The 17,756-nt window shown below is 36.5% G+C and carries 17 protein-coding genes; 16 read left to right on the top strand and 1 reads right to left on the bottom strand.

Translation table 11 applies throughout. The features are described from left to right. Window positions 1–217: 217 nt before the first annotated feature. The 11 genes from RGU12_RS15690 (at window position 218) to phoU (ending at window position 13,227) form a co-directional block, all read left to right on the top strand. Window positions 218–1,867, top strand: coding sequence for a Na/Pi cotransporter family protein (locus tag RGU12_RS15690; RefSeq protein ID WP_396232402.1), 1,650 nt, complete (start codon window positions 218–220; stop codon window positions 1,865–1,867). Between the two features lie 67 nt (window positions 1,868–1,934). Continuing rightward, window positions 1,935–2,417 (top strand): DUF456 domain-containing protein, encoded by a 483-nt coding sequence (locus RGU12_RS15685; RefSeq protein WP_309536909.1) that lies wholly within the window; start codon window positions 1,935–1,937, stop codon window positions 2,415–2,417. Between the two features lie 162 nt (window positions 2,418–2,579). Further along, window positions 2,580–3,188 (top strand): superoxide dismutase SodA, encoded by a 609-nt coding sequence (sodA, locus tag RGU12_RS15680; RefSeq protein ID WP_116354488.1) that lies wholly within the window; start codon window positions 2,580–2,582, stop codon window positions 3,186–3,188. A gap of 185 nt (window positions 3,189–3,373) precedes the next feature. Next, a complete protein-coding gene (locus tag RGU12_RS15675; RefSeq protein WP_309534635.1) occupies window positions 3,374–4,588 on the top strand; it encodes an ISL3 family transposase in 1,215 nt (404 codons plus the stop codon). Between the two features lie 406 nt (window positions 4,589–4,994). After that, window positions 4,995–6,281: an MFS transporter gene (locus tag RGU12_RS15670; protein ID WP_309536908.1), complete on the top strand. Its 1,287-nt coding sequence runs from the start codon at window positions 4,995–4,997 to the stop codon at window positions 6,279–6,281. A 149-nt stretch (window positions 6,282–6,430) separates the two neighbouring features. Continuing rightward, window positions 6,431–8,572, top strand: a complete 2,142-nt coding sequence (locus RGU12_RS15665) for a peptidoglycan D,D-transpeptidase FtsI family protein (RefSeq protein ID WP_309536907.1) — start codon at window positions 6,431–6,433, stop codon at window positions 8,570–8,572. A 194-nt stretch (window positions 8,573–8,766) separates the two neighbouring features. After that, entirely contained in the window at window positions 8,767–9,753 is a 987-nt protein-coding gene (locus tag RGU12_RS15660; protein WP_309536906.1) for a PstS family phosphate ABC transporter substrate-binding protein, read from the top strand. Between the two features lie 114 nt (window positions 9,754–9,867). After that, complete coding sequence (gene pstC, locus RGU12_RS15655) at window positions 9,868–10,809, top strand: phosphate ABC transporter permease subunit PstC (protein WP_116354492.1); 942 nt, start codon at window positions 9,868–9,870, stop codon at window positions 10,807–10,809. 1 nt (window position 10,810) lies between these two features. Then, complete coding sequence (pstA, locus tag RGU12_RS15650; RefSeq protein ID WP_309536905.1) at window positions 10,811–11,695, top strand: phosphate ABC transporter permease PstA; 885 nt, start codon at window positions 10,811–10,813, stop codon at window positions 11,693–11,695. A gap of 27 nt (window positions 11,696–11,722) precedes the next feature. Continuing rightward, window positions 11,723–12,529 carry a phosphate ABC transporter ATP-binding protein PstB gene (gene pstB / locus RGU12_RS15645; RefSeq protein WP_309536904.1) on the top strand — a complete coding sequence of 269 codons (807 nt, stop codon included), beginning with the start codon at window positions 11,723–11,725 and terminating at the stop codon, window positions 12,527–12,529. 38 nt (window positions 12,530–12,567) lie between these two features. Next, on the top strand, window positions 12,568–13,227 hold the full coding sequence (phoU, locus tag RGU12_RS15640; RefSeq protein WP_309536903.1) for a phosphate signaling complex protein PhoU: 660 nt from the start codon (window positions 12,568–12,570) through the stop codon (window positions 13,225–13,227). Between the two features lie 124 nt (window positions 13,228–13,351). Here the strand turns inward: phoU and RGU12_RS15635 are convergent, their stop codons facing one another. Continuing rightward, on the bottom strand, window positions 13,352–13,711 hold the full coding sequence (locus RGU12_RS15635) for a hypothetical protein (RefSeq protein ID WP_309536902.1): 360 nt from the start codon (window positions 13,709–13,711) through the stop codon (window positions 13,352–13,354). A gap of 194 nt (window positions 13,712–13,905) precedes the next feature. On the opposite strand from RGU12_RS15635, the gene rpmG reads away from it, so the two are divergent. The 5 genes from rpmG (at window position 13,906) to RGU12_RS15610 (ending at window position 17,742) form a co-directional block, all read left to right on the top strand. Further along, window positions 13,906–14,055 (top strand): 50S ribosomal protein L33, encoded by a 150-nt coding sequence (rpmG, locus tag RGU12_RS15630; protein ID WP_116354497.1) that lies wholly within the window; start codon window positions 13,906–13,908, stop codon window positions 14,053–14,055. A 422-nt stretch (window positions 14,056–14,477) separates the two neighbouring features. Further along, entirely contained in the window at window positions 14,478–15,047 is a 570-nt protein-coding gene (locus RGU12_RS15625; RefSeq protein ID WP_309536901.1) for a 5-formyltetrahydrofolate cyclo-ligase, read from the top strand. After that, window positions 15,040–15,831, top strand: a complete 792-nt coding sequence (locus tag RGU12_RS15620; protein WP_309536900.1) for a DUF92 domain-containing protein — start codon at window positions 15,040–15,042, stop codon at window positions 15,829–15,831. The genes RGU12_RS15625 and RGU12_RS15620 overlap by 8 nt, the downstream gene beginning before the upstream one ends. A 42-nt stretch (window positions 15,832–15,873) precedes the next feature. Continuing rightward, window positions 15,874–16,053, top strand: coding sequence for a protein YqgO (gene yqgO / locus RGU12_RS15615; protein ID WP_309536899.1), 180 nt, complete (start codon window positions 15,874–15,876; stop codon window positions 16,051–16,053). 144 nt (window positions 16,054–16,197) lie between these two features. Then, window positions 16,198–17,742: a rhomboid family intramembrane serine protease gene (locus RGU12_RS15610; protein ID WP_309536898.1), complete on the top strand. Its 1,545-nt coding sequence runs from the start codon at window positions 16,198–16,200 to the stop codon at window positions 17,740–17,742. Window positions 17,743–17,756: the final 14 nt, after the last annotated feature.

Below are 17,756 nucleotides of genomic sequence, written 5' to 3'. Positions count from 1 at the left end.
TCAAGTCATCTTGATATACCAAAAATTAATAGAAAGGGCACAATTTTAATAGGAAGGCAGAACATTACATACTTTCAATCTGTCGAGTGAAAAATAGAGTTACGAGAGATGAATGAGTCCGAATGTTACAGGATTGTAAATTTACTTAATATTACCTTTACATAAAAAAAAGACTAAGGTAGTATCTTTTATGGGCTTGCTTAAATATAAAAAAACTATGGGAGTTGGCAATGTGGAATTAGATTTACAAAGCATGATATTTCAGTTTATAGGCGGTCTTGGTATTTTCCTATTTGGTATCAAGTACATGGGAGATGGACTGCAAAAATCTGCAGGTGATAAACTGAGGGACATTTTAGATAAGTTTACAACCAATCCATTTATGGGAGTTCTCGCCGGGGTTTTTGTTACGTGTTTAATCCAAAGTAGCTCGGGGACAACAGTAATCGTCGTAGGACTTGTAAGTGCAGGTTTCATGACATTACGTCAAGCGATTGGTGTTATCATGGGGGCAAATATCGGAACAACGATTACTGCATTTATTATTGGTATTAAAATATCCGATTACGCCCTTCCAATAATCGCAGTTGGGGCAATCTTACTTTTCTTCTTTAAAAATAAAAGAGTTCACAACTTTGGACAAATTGTTTTTGGATTCGGTGCTCTATTCTTAGGTTTAGAATTAATGGGAGATGGAATGAAGCCCCTAAGAACTCTTGAGACTTTTCATGATTTAACGGTAAATATGAGTTCTAATCCCATTTTAGGTGTTGTAATTGGTACGGTATTTACGGTAATTGTGCAAAGCTCAAGTGCAACGATTGGAATACTGCAGGGATTATTTGGTGAAGGTCTTTTAGAACTGAAGGCGGCTATTCCTGTTTTATTTGGTGATAATATTGGGACAACAATTACAGCTGTTTTAGCTTCGATTGGTGCTTCAGTTGCCGCAAAGAGAGCAGCTTTTACACATGTTCTCTTTAATATTATAGGTACGATTATTTTTATGATTTTCCTTGGTCCGTTTATCAAGTTAATCTCGTATTTGCAAACTACATTACATTTAAATCCGGAAATGACGATAGCATTTGCACATGGTACCTTTAACGTGACAAATACGATTATTCAATTTCCTTTTATAGCTGGTTTAGCCTATATTGTGACAAAGCTTATTCCAGGTGAAGATACGTTTATTGAATATAAATCGAAACATCTTGACCCTGTCTTTATTGAACAGTCACCAGCAATTGCTTTGGGGCAAGCGAGGGAAGAAGTCGTTCGAATGGGTGGATTTGCGGTAAAGGGTCTAGAAGAATCAAATACCTATTTGAATGAGAAATCACAAAAATATGCGGACACTGCTATGCAAATTGAGGACGCAATAAATAATTTAGATAAAAAAATTACAGACTATCTAATAAAAATATCTTCTAGATCACTTTCTGCACAGGAATCTGCGTTACACTCTATGCTTGTAAACACAGTCCGTGATATTGAAAGAATAGGTGACCATTTTGAAAATGTTGTGGAATTGGTTGACTATCAAATTTCCAATAAAGTGAAGTTGACTGACGATGCAATAGAAGATCTTAATGAAATGTTTAAATTAACGGTTTATACAGTAAGTGAGGCTGTTCAAAGTCTTCAAAATAATGACCGTACATTGGCAATTGATGTCGTAAAACAAGAGGAAAAAATTGATTCAATGGAACGATCATTACGTAAAAAGCATATTCTTCGTTTAAATGAAGGTAAATGTTCAGGACAAGCGGGTATCGTATTCGTTGACATCATTAGTAATTTAGAGCGTATCGGTGACCATGCTGTTAATATTGCCGAAGCCGTTCTAGGAGAAAGAAATCTTTAATAGTCTGGCAACATGAGATACAAGGCATAAAAAATATGCCTTGTATTTTTTATAAAGGAGGATACTTATGAGCTTTATTATGTGGACGATTATTATCGTATTGTTTGTTATCGCCTTTGTTGGACTTGTCTATCCTATCATTCCGAGTGTGCTTTTTATCGCCGGTGGCTTTTTGATTTATGGATTTTTTCAAGGCTTTGATTCGTTGAGTATATGGTTCTGGGTTATTGAAGGATTGTTTCTACTTCTCTTAATAGGGGCAGATTACGCAACCAATTTATTAGGAGTGAAAAAATACGGTGGGAGCAAGGCAGCTGTTTGGGGAAGTACGATTGGACTTCTTGTTGGCCCTTTTGTAATCCCGATTTTTGGTATTATCGTCGGTCCTTTCCTTGGAGCCTTTCTAGCTGAATTACTCATACATAAAAAAGATCTTAAGGAAGCTTTTAAGAGTGGGATAGGCTCTCTTATTGGTTTTCTAAGTGGTGTTCTTGCAAAAGGAGTTATTCAAGCAATCATGATAATCTATTTTTTGTTTGTCGTGCTTTAAGAATAAAATCCAATCTTCAGTGGAATCTTAAATCTGGTGTGTAACAGAGCTTTTTATTTGAAAGATTATACTTATTTTGGTAATCTAACAAGTGAGGGCTGTTGAAGACGTATTCGTTTTCATAAGGTTCATTATTACATATTTTTTAAGGAGGAATTTACCATGGCATACGAATTACCACAATTACCTTATGCTTATGATGCACTAGAACCACATATTGACAAGGAAACAATGAACATTCACCACACTAAGCATCACAACACTTACATTACTAATGTAAACAATGCGATTGCTGGTAAAGCTGATTTAGAAAGCAAATCAGTTGAAGAATTAGTTTCTAATCTTGATGCTGTTCCAGAAGATATTCGTACAGCAGTAAGAAACAATGGTGGCGGACATGCAAACCACAGCTTATTCTGGACAATTCTTTCTCCAAACGGTGGCGGTGAGCCAACTGGCGAACTAGCTGACGCTATTAACAGCAAATTTGGAAGCTTTGAAGCATTTAAAGATGCATTCTCAAAAGCAGCAACAACTCGTTTCGGTTCTGGCTGGGCTTGGTTAGTTGTTAACAATGGTGAGCTTGAAGTAACAAGCACTCCAAACCAAGACTCTCCATTAATGGAAGGTAAAACTCCAATCCTTGGTCTTGATGTTTGGGAGCACGCTTACTACCTAAACTATCAAAACCGCCGTCCTGATTACATTGCTGCATTCTTCAATGTAGTAAATTGGGAAGAAGTAGCAAATCGTTATAACGCTGCAAAATAATACAGATTAAAGCCAGTGGATTCGTTCACTGGCTTTTTATTTTGGCTCTTTTCTAAAAAAATGGGCTCTATAATATTTGTTGGGGTTTAGAAAAAATTTGTGTGCATAAAAAAACACGCAAACTCTTCATTCTTTTATACTTGAATTGACTAGAAACAAGTGTAAAGAATGGAGTTGCGTGCAATATGGATTTTACCATGATTATTCCTGGATTAAAAGGGTCTATCCTAACCAATGTTGAAGAAGTCGGTGAAGTAGTGCGACTGTATGTTGAAATGGAACGAAAAGTAAACCGGTGCCCCAAATGTAATCAAAGAACGAATAGGGTTCATGACTATCGTGTACAAAAAATTCAACACTTAAAGTGGTTTGAAAGAAAAACTCAAATCTTTTATAAGCGTAGACGTTATGTCTGTGAGTGTGGAAAACGTTTTTCGGAGAAAAACCCTTTTGTCATGCGTTATCAGCGTACTTCAATAGAGTGGAATCAAGCAATATCGATAAAAGCGATTAAAGGAAAAACGTTCAAGGAAACGGCCGAGATCTATGGATGTTCTCCTTCAACCATCATACGTAGATTCGATCAAATATCCCGAAGCGAAATTCGTCCTGTGGAAGAGCTACCAAATGTTATAGCCATTGATGAATACAAAGGTGATACCCGGGAAGGGAAATATCAGTTAATCATTGCGGATGGGATTACAAAAGAACCGATTGATATTTTACCAAATCGCTATAAACGTACGATTAAGGACTACTTGAGAAAGCATGGATCTGGGGTTCAAATAGTCATAATGGATATGAATCATTCCTTTAAAGCAGCCGTTCAAGAGGCATTGGGTAAACCCGTTATTGTAGCTGATAGGTTTCATTTTTGTCGTTACATTTATTGGGGGCTTGATGGAGTAAGACGCCGAATACAAAATGAGTTTCATGGATACGACCGAAAAAAGTGTAAACGTATGAAACATGTATTTCATAAAGATAGCCAGCGCTTAACTAAGGATGAACGTTGGCATTTAGAGCGATACTTGGAAATGTCTAATGAACTCAGAAGAGCATATGAAATCAAAGAGGCTTATCGTTCTTGGTTTTTACGGGCCAAAGTAAATGGAAAAAGCCAGATTAGTTTGGTTAAAAAAGAATTAGAAGAATTATATAAGTTTATTGAGGATTCAAAGATACCTGAGATGATTAAAGCCATAAAGACCATACAAAATTGGCAAGTTGAAGTATTAAATAGCTTTGCCTATGAATATTCAAATGGATTTCTAGAGGGAATTAATAATTCCACCAAAGTTTTAAAGCGAAATGCTTATGGATTTAGAGTGTTTGAACGCTTTAGGGCTAAAATTTTATTAACACACAAGTATAAAAGAATAGGGGTACATATTGGTTAACCAAGTTGGGGGCATTCTCCTCAATAAAAAATGATGAATGGTACCATCCATCATTTTTTATTGAGGCCACCAAGCGAAGCGCGGTAGCCTAAAACCCCAACATTTGACTTAGAACCAAAAAATGTTGCTATTATATAAATCAAGTGTAGCGAAAACAACAATGTTTGTGAAAACAGCCTTTATTTTATATCACACTTTAAGTAACTTGCGCAGTTCCATATTTCTAACTTTAGGTGCCATCGGCTCGAGGTCACAAGTCAATCATTTCTGAGTTGCAAAAAAAGCGCCTTCTGTCAGTGCTTGTCTGATGCTTGTTGCGGTTGGTAGGCACCTAATGCTTTTCTTTGTATATCTCCTTTTTTTTATCACACAATAATGAGTGTAGTTAGAAAAGGGGAGTCAGCAAATGTTTCGTTTTAAAAAGGTACTAGGTGATGTACCCATACACAGAGATTTAATTTTGTTACTTGTCATTGGTGGCTTATATGCACTAAGTATCGCTTTATCAAACACATTCGTTAACGTTTACTTATGGAAGCAATCAGGTGAATTTAAAGATTTAGGCTTATATAATTTAGCAGTTGTCGTCTTGCAACCATTAACCTTTATCCTTGCTGGGAGATGGGCTAAAAAAATTGATAGAGTGATCGTACTTAGGCTTGGAGTTTCATTCTTAGCCATTTTTTATATCACGGTCTTATGGATTGGTGAGAGTGCCTCGCAATATTTGTTACTTTTAGGAGCACTACTTGGAATTGGCTATGGTTTTTATTGGTTAGCCTTTAATGTCTTAACGTTTGAAATTACAGAGCCTGAAACACGTGATTTTTTCAATGGATTTCTAGGATTGCTTGGTTCATTTGCAGGAATGATTGGTCCAATTGCAGCAGGAATTATCATTTCTTCAATGAAGAGTTTTACAGGCTATACCGTCATATTTGGAATATCCTTGGGCTTGTTTGCAGGAGCAGTTGTTCTTAGTTTTTTCTTAAAAAGACGAAGTGCCGAAGGGGATTTTGTTTTTAAGAGAATTCTGGAAGAACGAAAATATAATTCAAATTGGAAGCATATACTACATGCCCACTTTTTTCAAGGAATCCGTGAAGGCACCTATGTATTTGTTATCTCAGTTTTTGTATTCGTGGCAACTGGTAGTGAACTGGCTTTAGGAAAATTTGGATTGATTAATTCAGCCGTATCCTTTTTGGTTTATTTTTTAGCAACGAGGTTAATCAAAAAGAAAATGCGCAAAAAGGCAATACTTGTTGGTGGTTTATTGGTTTATCTTGCTATTTTTGTGATTCTTTTTGAGGTAACTTATGCAAGGCTGATTTTATATGGTGTTATTATTGGGCTTGCTTATCCAATTTTGCTTGTTCCATATAACTCATTAACCTATGATATTATCGGAAAAGGGTGGAATGCAAAAGAAATGAGGATTGAATATGTGGTCGTTAGAGAAGTCTTTTTAAATATTGGAAGGATTCTATCGATCGTATTGTTTTTGATTACAATCACATTTTTTAATGAAAAGCAAAGTATTCCGATTCTTTTAGCCATTATCGGGGCCGGGCATTTACTACTATATTTTCCAATCAGGCGAATTGAAACACCAGATGCAGCAGGTAAAGTCCAATCTAAATCAGCTGCAAACCGAAAACTAATTGAAGGTGAAGGTGGATCCACCGCATAAAACCAGTTTTTATCATGGAAAAAAGTTTGAGTTTCTTATACAATAGAAGATAAAGGCACCTAGCCTGGCTAGGTGTTTTTTTCATTCATAAGAAAATAACCCATTGATAAAATTAGTAATAGGCAAAAAAATAAAGGTAGTTGATGCTCATGATTAAAAAGAAAAAATCACATGTTCCTTTTCGTTTAAATATGTTGTTTTTTGCTGTTTTTTTACTATTTTCAGCCCTGATTTTACGACTTGGGGTTGTTCAAATTGTTCACGGTGAAAAATTTCAAAAGGAAGTTGAAAAAACGGAAAATGAAATTGTCAATCTTCCTGTTCCACGGGGGAAAATTTACGACAAAAATGGAAATGTCATCGTAGATAATAAAGCTTTAAATGCCATCACTTATACTCGTGCGAGAGACACGAAACAAGAGGCTGTACTAGAGGTTGCGGAAACACTTGCGACGTTAATTGATATGAAGACGGATAAAGTTACAGAGCGTGATCTGAAAGATTTTTGGATGCTAAAATACCCAGACGAAGCAAAAGAAAAGGTTCAGGAAGAACTGAAGAAAGTGGAGAATGGGGAGATTGAACTATCCAGCAAAGAAATCTATAAACTTCAAATCGAGAGGATTACGGAAAAAGACCTTGAAAAGATAACTGAACCCGAGTTAGAGGTAGCTGCGATTTTTCGTGAAATGACGAAGGGCTATGCACTTGTCCCTCAAATCGTAAAAAATGAAAATGTGACACCTGAGGAATATGCAGTCGTCAGTGAAAACCTTGAAAACTTACCGGGTGTCAATACCACAACTGATTGGGTTCGAGATTATAAATATGATTTTACGTTAAAGTCCATACTTGGTAGAATCTCTGAAACAGATGAAGGACTCCCAAGTGAAAAGCTTGATTATTATTTAGCACGAGGATATAACCGTAATGACCGAGTTGGATTAAGTTATTTAGAGGCACAATATGAATCCGTACTTCATGGTCAAAAGGCTAAAGTCGAAAATGTCATTAAAGGAAATGCAGTTCAGGAAACAATCTTAATATCAGAAGGACAACGAGGAAGTGACCTTGTTCTTACTATCGACATGGAACTGCAAAAAGCGGTTGAACAAATTCTTGAAGAACAAATGCTGGCCCATAAACAAATGAGGAATACACAATATCTTGACCGAGCGTTTGTCGTCATGATGAATCCTAATACAGGTGAAATATTAAGTATGGCCGGAAAGGTCTATACAAAAGGCGAAGATGGAAAAATGGGCTTCCAAGATTATGCACTTGGGACTATGAATGCTGCTTACGAAATGGGTTCCACTATTAAAGGTGCCACCATGTTAACAGGCTATGATACGGGAGTCATTGATATTGGTTCGATGTACTATGATACTCCAATCCGAATTAAAGGAACACCCACAAAGTCATCTTGGAAAAACTTAGGCCCGACAAATGATCTAAAAGCACTTGAAATGTCATCTAACGTATATATGTTTAGGACCTTCCTTGATTTAGCAGGTGGACGCTATGTCCCTGGACAATCGATTTCAATCGATTATGGTGCATTTCAAACAGCCAGAAATTATTTCAGTCAGTTTGGTTTAGGGGTAAAGACAGGAATTGATTTACCGGGTGAAGCCTCTGGATATCCTGGCCCATTGTTTGGACCTGGTTTGTTAATGGACTTGGCGATTGGACAATATGACACCTACACAACTTTACAATTAGCACAGTATGTGTCAACCATTGCAAATGATGGATACAGAATGCAACCTAAGATTGTAAGGCAAATTCATCAACCAACGATGGAAGAAAATGAATTAGGCCCAATTCAAAAACCTTTTGAACCAACTGTATTAAACAAAGTCGATATCGATCAGAAATATTTCGATCGGGTTCAACAAGGATTTAAGCTCGTGTTCCAAGGAGCAAATGGTACGGCTCGAAGTGTATTTGCCGGTAAACCATATAATCCTGCTGGAAAAACAGGTACAGCACAATCATTTATAAATGGGATAGAAGCTGTAAATAGTACACTTGTTGGGTATGCTCCTTTTGACAATCCCGAGGTAGCATTTGCTGTAGTCATACCATACGCATATTACGGAAACACATCTCATAATATGAACCTTAAAGTTGGGGAAGCCATTTTAGACAAATATTTTGAACTAAAAGAAAAGAGAGCTACACAACCACAACAAGAAACAGAGACAACCGAGACACCAGAAACAACAGAAGCGGATCCACAACATGAAACATCAACAGATGACGGTGAAGCACAAGGAACTGAATAACCATTATGCAAAGCCTAGCGATTTCGCTAGGCTTTTTTCTATGCAAGTTATATCGACAAAAATAGGGTATATTCATCATTTTATTCAAATTTACAAAACCTTTACATTCAATTCATATGAGATTAATAGTATGCGAGTATTCTTATTTTTGTAAGACAAAGCAAGAATAACTCACTCTTAGGGGGAATAAAGGAATGAAACGCATTAAGTTCTTAGGTTTAGCAATGATCGCATTTGCAATGCTTGTATTAGCTGCATGTGGAAATGAAAGCAACACAGAAAAAGAAGAAGATCCACAAACAGGTAATGAGAATGCAAGTGCTGAAAAATTAGAAGGTAGCGTTGTAATTGATGGATCTGGTACTGTATTTCCTTTCATGTCTAAAATGGCAGAAAACTATATGACAAATGAACAAGAAGATGTATCCGTTGAAGTTAGCCGCGCTGGAACAAGTGCTGGTTTCAAAAAGTTTTTAGTTGAAGATGGCGGAACAGATTTCAATGATGCTTCACGTAAAATTAAAGACGAAGAAGCAGCAACTGCTGAAGAACTTGGAATTGAAGTCAAGGAATTAAAAGTTGCACTTGATGGCTTAACATTTGTTGTAAACCCTGAAAACGATTGGGCAGAAGAGCTTACACAACAAGAAGTAATTGATATTTTCCTAGCAAGTGCTGGTAAGAAAAATTGGTCAGATGTTCGCTCAGATTTTCCAAACGAGCCAATTAAAACATATGGTCCAAACGAAAACCATGGTACTTATGAATTCTTCTGGGAAAAAATTCTAGATGAGCAAGATCTAGTAGCTGAAGCAAATCTACAACAAGAATACTCAACTTTAGTAGACTTAGTTTCTAAAGATAAAAATGCAATTGCATTTTTTGGATATGGTTATGCAGCAAACAACAAAGATAAAGTGAAAATTGTTAAAATTGACTTTGGTAACGGCTCTGTAGAACCTAGCACAGATACAATCAGTGAAGATGGTGACTACGCTCCATTTACTAGACCAGTATTTACGTACCTTAATGTAAATATGGCTAAAGAAAAAGCACAAGTATTAGACTATGCAATTTATACAATGAAAAACGCTGCTGATGTAGCATCTGAAACTGGATTTGCTCCACTTCCAGAAGCTGAATTACAAAAAGCAGTTGAAGAATTAGAAGGTTTAAAATAATATCCTTTAATTGAAGGTGAGAGCGGACTGTGCTTCTCATCTTCAACCTGATTATAGATAGAAATATACATTTTGGTCTCGATAAATGATGAAATGGATTGAAGGGAGTTTATCATGAAGGAAGGTTCTAAAGATTTAAATGTGCGTGAACTGATTTCACAAAACAAAAGCACTAAAAGCATGAACACAATCATTGAAAAAGCCATTCCAAAAGGCTTACTTTTAATTGCAATTGTATCGATATTAACTACAATTGGAATTATCTTTACTCTTCTATTTGAAACATTCGAGTTTTTTAAACGTGTACCGTTTCTCGACTTCTTTACCGGTACCATATTAAAACCCCTTGGCGAAAATGCACAATTTGGGGTATTACCTCTTTTAACAGGAACAGTTATTTCATCGACTATAGCAATGCTAGTCGCAATCCCAATCGGTATGATGTCTGCTATTTATTTAAGTGAGTATGCTTCAGATCGAGTTAGAAGAATTTTAAAGCCAATTCTTGAAATTCTTGCAGGGATTCCGACAATTGTTTATGGTTTCTTTGCATTAACGTTCGTGACTCCTCTTTTACAATATATTATTCCTGGTCTTGAACCTACCAATATCCTCAGTCCAGGTATCGTAATGGGAATAATGATTATTCCTATGGTCGCATCATTATCTGAGGATGCGATGAGCGCAGTGCCAAATGCTATGAGGGAAGGCGCACTTGGACTAGGCTCAACTAAACTTGAAGTAACATGGAAGGTTGTTATTCCCGCTGCAATGTCTGGAATTATTGCTTCTTTTGTTCTTGGTATATCAAGAGCAATTGGTGAAACCATGATTGTTACTCTTGCTAGTGGGAGTACCAAGAACTTTACTTTTGATATAACTCAATCAATGCAAACCATGACTTCTTATATAGTAGAAGTTAATAGTGGTGATGCACCTGCTGGCTCAACTTTATATTACAGTTTATATGCAGTAGCAATTACACTATTCGTATTCACATTAGTTATGAACTTACTTGCACAATATATTTCTCGCAAGTTTAAGGAGGAATATTAAAATGAAATATGTAAATGCTGCACAGGTGCAAAAGAAACTTAATTCACGATTAGCAATAAATAAAATTGCAAAGACGATATTTTTAATCTCAATTCTATTCAGCTTAGTAGTTCTAATCATTCTTTTTTATCGCGTTATTTCTCAAAGTCTAGGTTGGATCGACATTCAATTTTTAACAAGTAAATTATCAACTGTTGCTGAAAAAGCTGGGGTTATGGGTGCCATACTTGGAACCCTTTGGTTAATGGTCGTTGTCGCTCCGATTACCCTTATTCTTGGTGTTGGAACAGCTATTTATCTTGAAGAGTATGCTACAAAAGGACGCCTTCAACGTTTTATTCAAACAAATATTTCCAACCTTGCTGGTGTTCCGTCAATTGTATTTGGAATTTTAGGATTAACTGTTTTTGTCCGTGGATTTGGATTAGGAAATATTGTATTAGCTGGTGGACTTACAATGTCACTATTGGTACTTCCTATCGTTGTTGTGGCAAGTCAAGAAGCAATTCGGGCTGTACCTAACTTTTTACGTGAAGCTTCATACGGAATGGGAGCTACAAAATGGCAAACGATTAAAAATGTTGTATTACCAGCGTCGTTACCAGGGATTTTAACAGGAGCTATTTTGGCTCTTTCGAGGGCAATTGGAGAAACTGCTCCACTTGTTGTTCTTGGAATTCCGGCCTTATTAATTCCATTTCCTGATAGTATTTTTGATAAGTTCACTGTATTGCCAATGCAAATTTATTACTGGACACTTGATTCTGCACTTGTTGCTGAATACGCAAATCTAGCAGCAGCAGCAATTGTGATTTTGCTAATCATTCTATTCTTAATGAACTCAATTGCAATCATGATTCGAAACAAGTTCCAAAGAAGGTTCTAATCTGAATAAAGGGGAGAAACTCAAAAGATGACATTCCAAGTAACTATAAATAAAAATGAAAAAAAAGATCAAATCGATAAAAAAATTGTGTATGATACAAAGGATTTAAATCTATGGTATGGTGAAGACCATGCATTAAAAAATATTAACTTTCCAATCTATGAAAACGAAGTAACAGCGATTATTGGCCCGTCAGGATGTGGGAAATCAACCTACATTAAAACATTAAACCGTATGGTTGAGCTAGTACCAATCGTACGTATTTCTGGTGAGATTTTGTACCGTGGAAAAAATATTTTCGATAAATCCTATAAAGAAGAAGAACTCAGAACCCGAGTAGGAATGGTATTCCAGAAGCCAAATCCATTTCCAAAATCGATTTACGACAATATTGCCTACGGACCACGAATCCACGGAATTCGAAATAAAAAGATATTAGATGAGATTGTGGAAAAAAGTCTACGTGGGGCGGCGATTTGGGATGAGGTAAAAGACCGTCTTCATGAAAATGCATATGGTCTTTCTGGTGGTCAGCAACAAAGAATTTGTATTGCAAGATGTCTGGCTATTGAACCTGATGTAATTCTAATGGATGAGCCAACTTCCGCACTTGATCCAATTTCAACTTTGAAAATTGAAGAGCTAGTTCAAGAACTTAAGCAAAACTTTAGCATTATTATCGTTACACATAATATGCAACAAGCAGCGCGCATTTCTGATCGAACTGCATTTTTCTTAAGCGGAGAAATCATTGAATACGAAAAAACAGATAAAATGTTCTCAAACCCATCCGACAAGCGCACAGAAGACTACATCACAGGTCGTTTTGGATAAATAATATGGGTAAATAAAATTGATAAGGGGAGAAGGCTATGGCTATACGCACGACGTTGGATAAAGATTTAGATCGCCTTAAAGATTTACTCATTGAAATGGTAAATCTATCAAAAACTGCTGTTGAAAAATCTGTGCAGTCACTTGCGCACCAAAATATCGAAATGGCAGATCAAATCATTGAAGAAGACCAAAAGATTAACGATCTTGAAGAAAAAATTAATAACCTAATCATTCAGTTAATCGCCCAACAGCAGCCTGTTGCATCTGACTTACGCACGATTATTGCTGGATTGAAAATCTCAAACGATATTGAGAGAATTGGCGACCTTGCTGTAAATATTTCTAAATCCGTAATCCATATTGGTGCTGGGCCACACATCAAGCCAATTGTGGATATTCCTAGAATGGCGGATATGGCATTAGACATGTTAAATAATGTAATTAAAGCCTATATCGAAAAAGATATAGAACTTGCCATTACAACAGCTAAGGCTGATGATGAGATTGATGCTTTATATGGAAAAATTATTAAAGAACTCCTTGAATTAGTGCCAAGCAAACCTGATTCATTTAATCAAATCTCTCAACTTTCCTTTGTTGCCCGTAATCTTGAAAGGATTGCAGACCATACAACCAATATGTCAGAGCATATCATTTTTATGGTTAAAGGAAAAAATGTCGATTTGAATGCCTAGTAAAAAACTCAAGCCGAAATAAAAAGGCTTGAGTTTTTTTATGTAGTCAAATAGTAAATCGTCCCGTAAACAATCGTTGCTACAATAATTCCGATTGCAATTCCACGTAATAAATTTTTATCCATTAAATGAGCCCCATTTTCTTTGCTTGTTCTAGGATAAGTCGAACTTCTTCAACAGGTAAATTTGTTTTGTTTCCGATTTCTTTATAACTCAGGCCTTTATCATACAAAGATAAAATGGAAGCATTTGATAAAGACATGGCATTTGTTTGTGGCGTTCCTAATTCATAATCAATATCATTTGTAAGAAGTTCTTCCTCGAGGATCTTCATTTTTTTCTTTAAAAGGTACGTTTCCTGAACTACAGAAAGAGAAAGTTGATCGATTTCTTCTTGCATCATTTTAATCCGGTCCTTTCCATAAAAGGAGATGACAAGAAGAAGGATTGCGATACCCAATAATATAATAAATGCGTATTCCATATCTTCACTCCATTCCATTATAATCTTATCGTAACTTATGAATGTGGACAACATTTAGTACATCTGCAAGATTGTATTTTGATATAGTAATTATGAAATTATATTCTCCCAAAAATAGGACTGGAATTTTGATTAGTAAAATGGTATGATAGGTAGGTCTGATTAAAGCTTTATATGTTTGGAGGGAAATAAAGATGCGTGTAAAAATCACTTTAGCTTGCACTGAAACTGGTGATCGTAATTATATTACAACTAAAAATAAGCGAAACAACCCTGACCGTCTTGAACTTAAGAAATATAGCCCAAGACTTAAAAAGGTTACTCTACACCGCGAAACAAAGTAACAGTAGGAAGCAATTTCCTGCTGTTTTTTTTATAGGCTCATAACTAAAAGATTCTTGTTATTAAAACAAGAGTGATTTCTGTTCCTGGTACTCGCCTTCCGCGGGCGATCCGCAAGCCTCCTCAGGCCTACACGATGTAGGTCACGAAGCCGTTGCCACAGGCCGTGGCGCTGTTAGGCTTCGAACATTAATTGGTCTCGCTTGGCCCGCTATCCCGCTGGACGTTGAGTTTGCTTCCTTGAATCTACACCGCACGAAGAAAATGCCTGCACTTTCGAGGATCTCGTACTATCCTCTGAAATCACAGGAAGGACCTATAAATTGCTTTTTCCTTCGCACAATTATGTCAAAAGCAACAAAGTTTACGAAAACAGCCTTTTTGTATTATATAATTACAGTAATGGTAAGGGGAGGAGATTACGGTGAAGACGAAACAGGACTTGAGAAAAGAAATGAAAGAAACTTTACTTTCGATTGATAGAGTTACACTAAATAAATGGTCACAGGAAATCACTGAACAAGTTCTTTCATTACCTGAATGGGTGAACGCGAAGACAATCGGTATCACGATTTCTGGTGAATATGAGGTTAATACAAAATATTTAATTGAAAAAGCCTGGGAATCAAAAAAGCGAGTGGCTGTTCCAAAATGTCATTCAAAGACAAAAACAATGACATTTCGTGAAATTACATCCTATTCACAGCTAGAGGTCGTCTATTTTGGATTACAGGAACCAATTGAGGATCGAACACAAGAAGTTTTACATAATGAAATGGATGTTTTATTCGCCCCAGGCTTATGCTTCGTGACAAACGGATATCGACTTGGCCACGGTGGAGGCTATTATGACCGATATTTAACAGAATATGGAGGAAATACTGTTTCCTTAGCTTTTCCGGAACAACTAGTAGAAGAACTGCCTGTTGAAGCATTTGATATTCCTGTCCAGAAAATCGTGACAAACACAAAGGTGATCATTGCCGATGATTAATCTTCTAATCCAAATCCTTGCTTCCATTATTGTAGCAGTAGTGGGGTATCGTCTTAAATCGTTAACCATAAGTGGGGCTGTCGGAACAATAATTGTAGGAAGTGCTGTATCGATCGGCTTTGGCTATCGAGGCTTACTATTATTAGGAGTCTTTTTTGCTAGTTCGAGTTTATGGAGTAAATTCAAAACAGGAAATAAAGACAGCCTCCAAAATAAAGTGGAAAAAGGGGAGCAACGGGATATCATCCAAGTCTTTGCTAATGGTGGAATCGCCGCTGTTGCAAGTTTATTATTTACATGGACTGATTCAATTATTTGGTTATACTTATTTATTGGCTCCATTGCAGCCGCAAATGCTGACACCTGGGCTTCGGAAATTGGGACACTTAGTAAAAAGCAGCCATTTCTCATTACAAAAATGAGGCGGGTGGATACTGGAACGTCAGGAGCCGTTTCATTATTAGGAACGATTGCTGGCTTTTTAGGTTCTCTTCTTATTGCTGTCGTTTCATTTTTAGTCTGGCCAGAGCTTTCAGTCATCCTGTTAGTTGGACTTACCCTGGTGGGTTTCAGTGGAAATGTAATGGATACGATAATGGGAGCAACCATCCAAGTCGTTTATAAATGCTCTGTCTGTGGCTTGGAAACGGAAAAAAAGGTACACTGTGGACAAGAAACAACATATTTAAAAGGGCTACGTTATTGCAATAATGATGTTGTGAATTTTATCTCAATCCTCTTTGCATCTGGACTTGGCACATATTTCCTTTCTCATATAGGATAAAATGAAAGGGATAATCAAAAAGTATAACTAGGAGGGATAGAAATGCTAAGCTTATTGACCCGAATAGCTTTACTTTTTGGTGGGATGTATGCTGTTTACAGATACCGTTATCGAATTTTTAATACGGTTTTCGGTAGCCCAACAGTTCGACGAATTTTTATTAGTTCGTCAATGAAAATCCCATTTATTCGAAACAGAATGATTCACCAAGCCTTCCGTTAGAAGAAGAAAACCTGTTGAGTGCCATTCAACAGGTTTTTTCATTTTTTTAAGACAGAAATTTGGTAACAGTTATAGTAAAACGTTTATAATAAAAGAAACTCTAAAGGATGTTCAACGCGAATTTTTTTGACAAGGGGGGATTTGGTGTTTAAACAGGATTATCTTTATTGGAAATTGATCGAGGAGCTTCAGTTAGAAGGTGGCTACCGAATTCTCCAATTATCAAAATCAACGAATGAAGTTTGGTTAGAGGGAACACATAAAAATAAACCAAGAATTATCCGTATCCTACGCCACGATTTGGATTGGAGTAATTGGATGCAGAGGGACATGGAAATCGCAGCACAGCGACTAGAGCAGCTAAGAAAACGCCTATTTATCCGTAAACTGGATGCTCTAAATATATATATTACGACATACCCACCTGTAGATGACTGGAAATACCGATTGGAAAGCCCACTCGTAGCAGGTGCAAAAGGACTAACTGCTTTACATACTGTTTTAATTGAATCAGAACATATAAATACAGGCTTACAGGAAGTATCAAAGTTTGTTGATTCTAATTTTGAAATAAATGATTCCATTTATATAGATGTTGAAACGATTGAAAACATCAAACGTGAGGTTATTAGCGTTGCAAATAAACGGATTTCAAGTGAAAAGCAGATTTTCCAAAATGGAAAACCATTTTTTACATACATCCTAATTGCAATTCAATTAGTGATGTTTGCTATTTTAGAATTGCACGGAGGGAGTACAAATACGGAAACCTTGCTGAAATATGGGGCAAAGGAAAACTTTCGGATTTTAAATGGTGAATGGTGGCGTTTTTTCACGCCTATGATTTTACATATTGGATTCTTTCATCTTCTTATGAACACCTTTGCGCTCTATTATTTAGGGACTGAGGTCGAACGGCTGTATGGAAAAGTAAGATTTTTATTGATTTATCTTTTTGCCGGATTCGTAGGAAGTTTGGCGAGTTTCGTGTTTAATGCAAATATTTCTGCAGGGGCTTCTGGAGCCATTTTTGGTTGCTTTGGTGCTTTATTATTTTTTGGAACTGCCTTCCCATCTTTGTTTTTTAGAACAATGGGGCCAAACGTAATTGGCATTATTATCATCAATCTAGTCTTAGGTTTTATAATTCCTGGAATCGATAACTCAGGTCATATTGGAGGCTTGGTTGGAGGCTTTTTAGCGGCGAGCATTGTGCATTTACCTAAGCGTAAGGAATTTGTGAAGCGATTAAGTGGGATTCTGGTGACAATCGTAACAGTTGGTGCCCTTTTTTATGTTGGATATGTGGTTCAGCCACATTCTGATAATCCACAATTTGTCGTGCAAACAGCACAGGAATATATCCAATCAAATGAGATACAAAAAGCATATGAGATGCTAAAAACGACCGAGGAAAAAGGGACTGACTCACCTGAAGTCTATTTTTATTTATCTTATACCGAGATTAAACTCGGTAAGTTTGAGGATGCACGAGACCATTTAGAGATTGTCACGACCAAGGCACCCGAAATTTCTGAAGCACATTTTAATCTAGCTTTAGTCTATGTCCAGCTACAGGAATATGAAAATGCAAAAAAGGCTGTGGAACAAGCGATTAAAGTAGATCCTGACAATGAAAATTACAATGATTTATTAAAAGAAATAAAAGCTATGGAAAGTGGCTCATAGTAAAAAAAGCGTCT

Source organism: Ferdinandcohnia sp. QZ13 (genome assembly GCF_031324165.1).
Taxonomy (GTDB): domain Bacteria; phylum Bacillota; class Bacilli; order Bacillales; family Bacillaceae_L; genus Ferdinandcohnia.
Note: the sequence above shows the minus strand (reverse complement) of the source record. Positions and strands in the feature narration are given on the sequence as shown.

Excerpts from the sequence above, each read along its gene's own strand:
- RGU12_RS15660 (WP_309536906.1), top strand. The coding sequence starts at position 8,767 with ATGAAACGCATTAAGTTCTTAGGTTTAGCAATGATCGCATTTGCAATG.
- RGU12_RS15690 (WP_396232402.1), top strand. The coding sequence starts at position 218 with ATGGGAGTTGGCAATGTGGAATTAGATTTACAAAGCATGATATTTCAG.
- RGU12_RS15665 (WP_309536907.1), top strand. The coding sequence starts at position 6,431 with ATGATTAAAAAGAAAAAATCACATGTTCCTTTTCGTTTAAATATGTTG.
- RGU12_RS15620 (WP_309536900.1), top strand. The coding sequence starts at position 15,040 with ATGATTAATCTTCTAATCCAAATCCTTGCTTCCATTATTGTAGCAGTA.
- pstB (WP_309536904.1), top strand. The coding sequence starts at position 11,723 with ATGACATTCCAAGTAACTATAAATAAAAATGAAAAAAAAGATCAAATC.
- rpmG (WP_116354497.1), top strand. The coding sequence starts at position 13,906 with ATGCGTGTAAAAATCACTTTAGCTTGCACTGAAACTGGTGATCGTAAT.
- RGU12_RS15670 (WP_309536908.1), top strand. The coding sequence starts at position 4,995 with ATGTTTCGTTTTAAAAAGGTACTAGGTGATGTACCCATACACAGAGAT.
- RGU12_RS15675 (WP_309534635.1), top strand. The coding sequence starts at position 3,374 with ATGGATTTTACCATGATTATTCCTGGATTAAAAGGGTCTATCCTAACC.
- yqgO (WP_309536899.1), top strand. The coding sequence starts at position 15,874 with ATGCTAAGCTTATTGACCCGAATAGCTTTACTTTTTGGTGGGATGTAT.
- RGU12_RS15685 (WP_309536909.1), top strand. The coding sequence starts at position 1,935 with ATGAGCTTTATTATGTGGACGATTATTATCGTATTGTTTGTTATCGCC.
- sodA (WP_116354488.1), top strand. The coding sequence starts at position 2,580 with ATGGCATACGAATTACCACAATTACCTTATGCTTATGATGCACTAGAA.
- RGU12_RS15635 (WP_309536902.1), bottom strand. The coding sequence starts at position 13,711 with ATGGAATACGCATTTATTATATTATTGGGTATCGCAATCCTTCTTCTT.
- pstA (WP_309536905.1), top strand. The coding sequence starts at position 10,811 with ATGAAATATGTAAATGCTGCACAGGTGCAAAAGAAACTTAATTCACGA.
- pstC (WP_116354492.1), top strand. The coding sequence starts at position 9,868 with ATGAAGGAAGGTTCTAAAGATTTAAATGTGCGTGAACTGATTTCACAA.
- phoU (WP_309536903.1), top strand. The coding sequence starts at position 12,568 with ATGGCTATACGCACGACGTTGGATAAAGATTTAGATCGCCTTAAAGAT.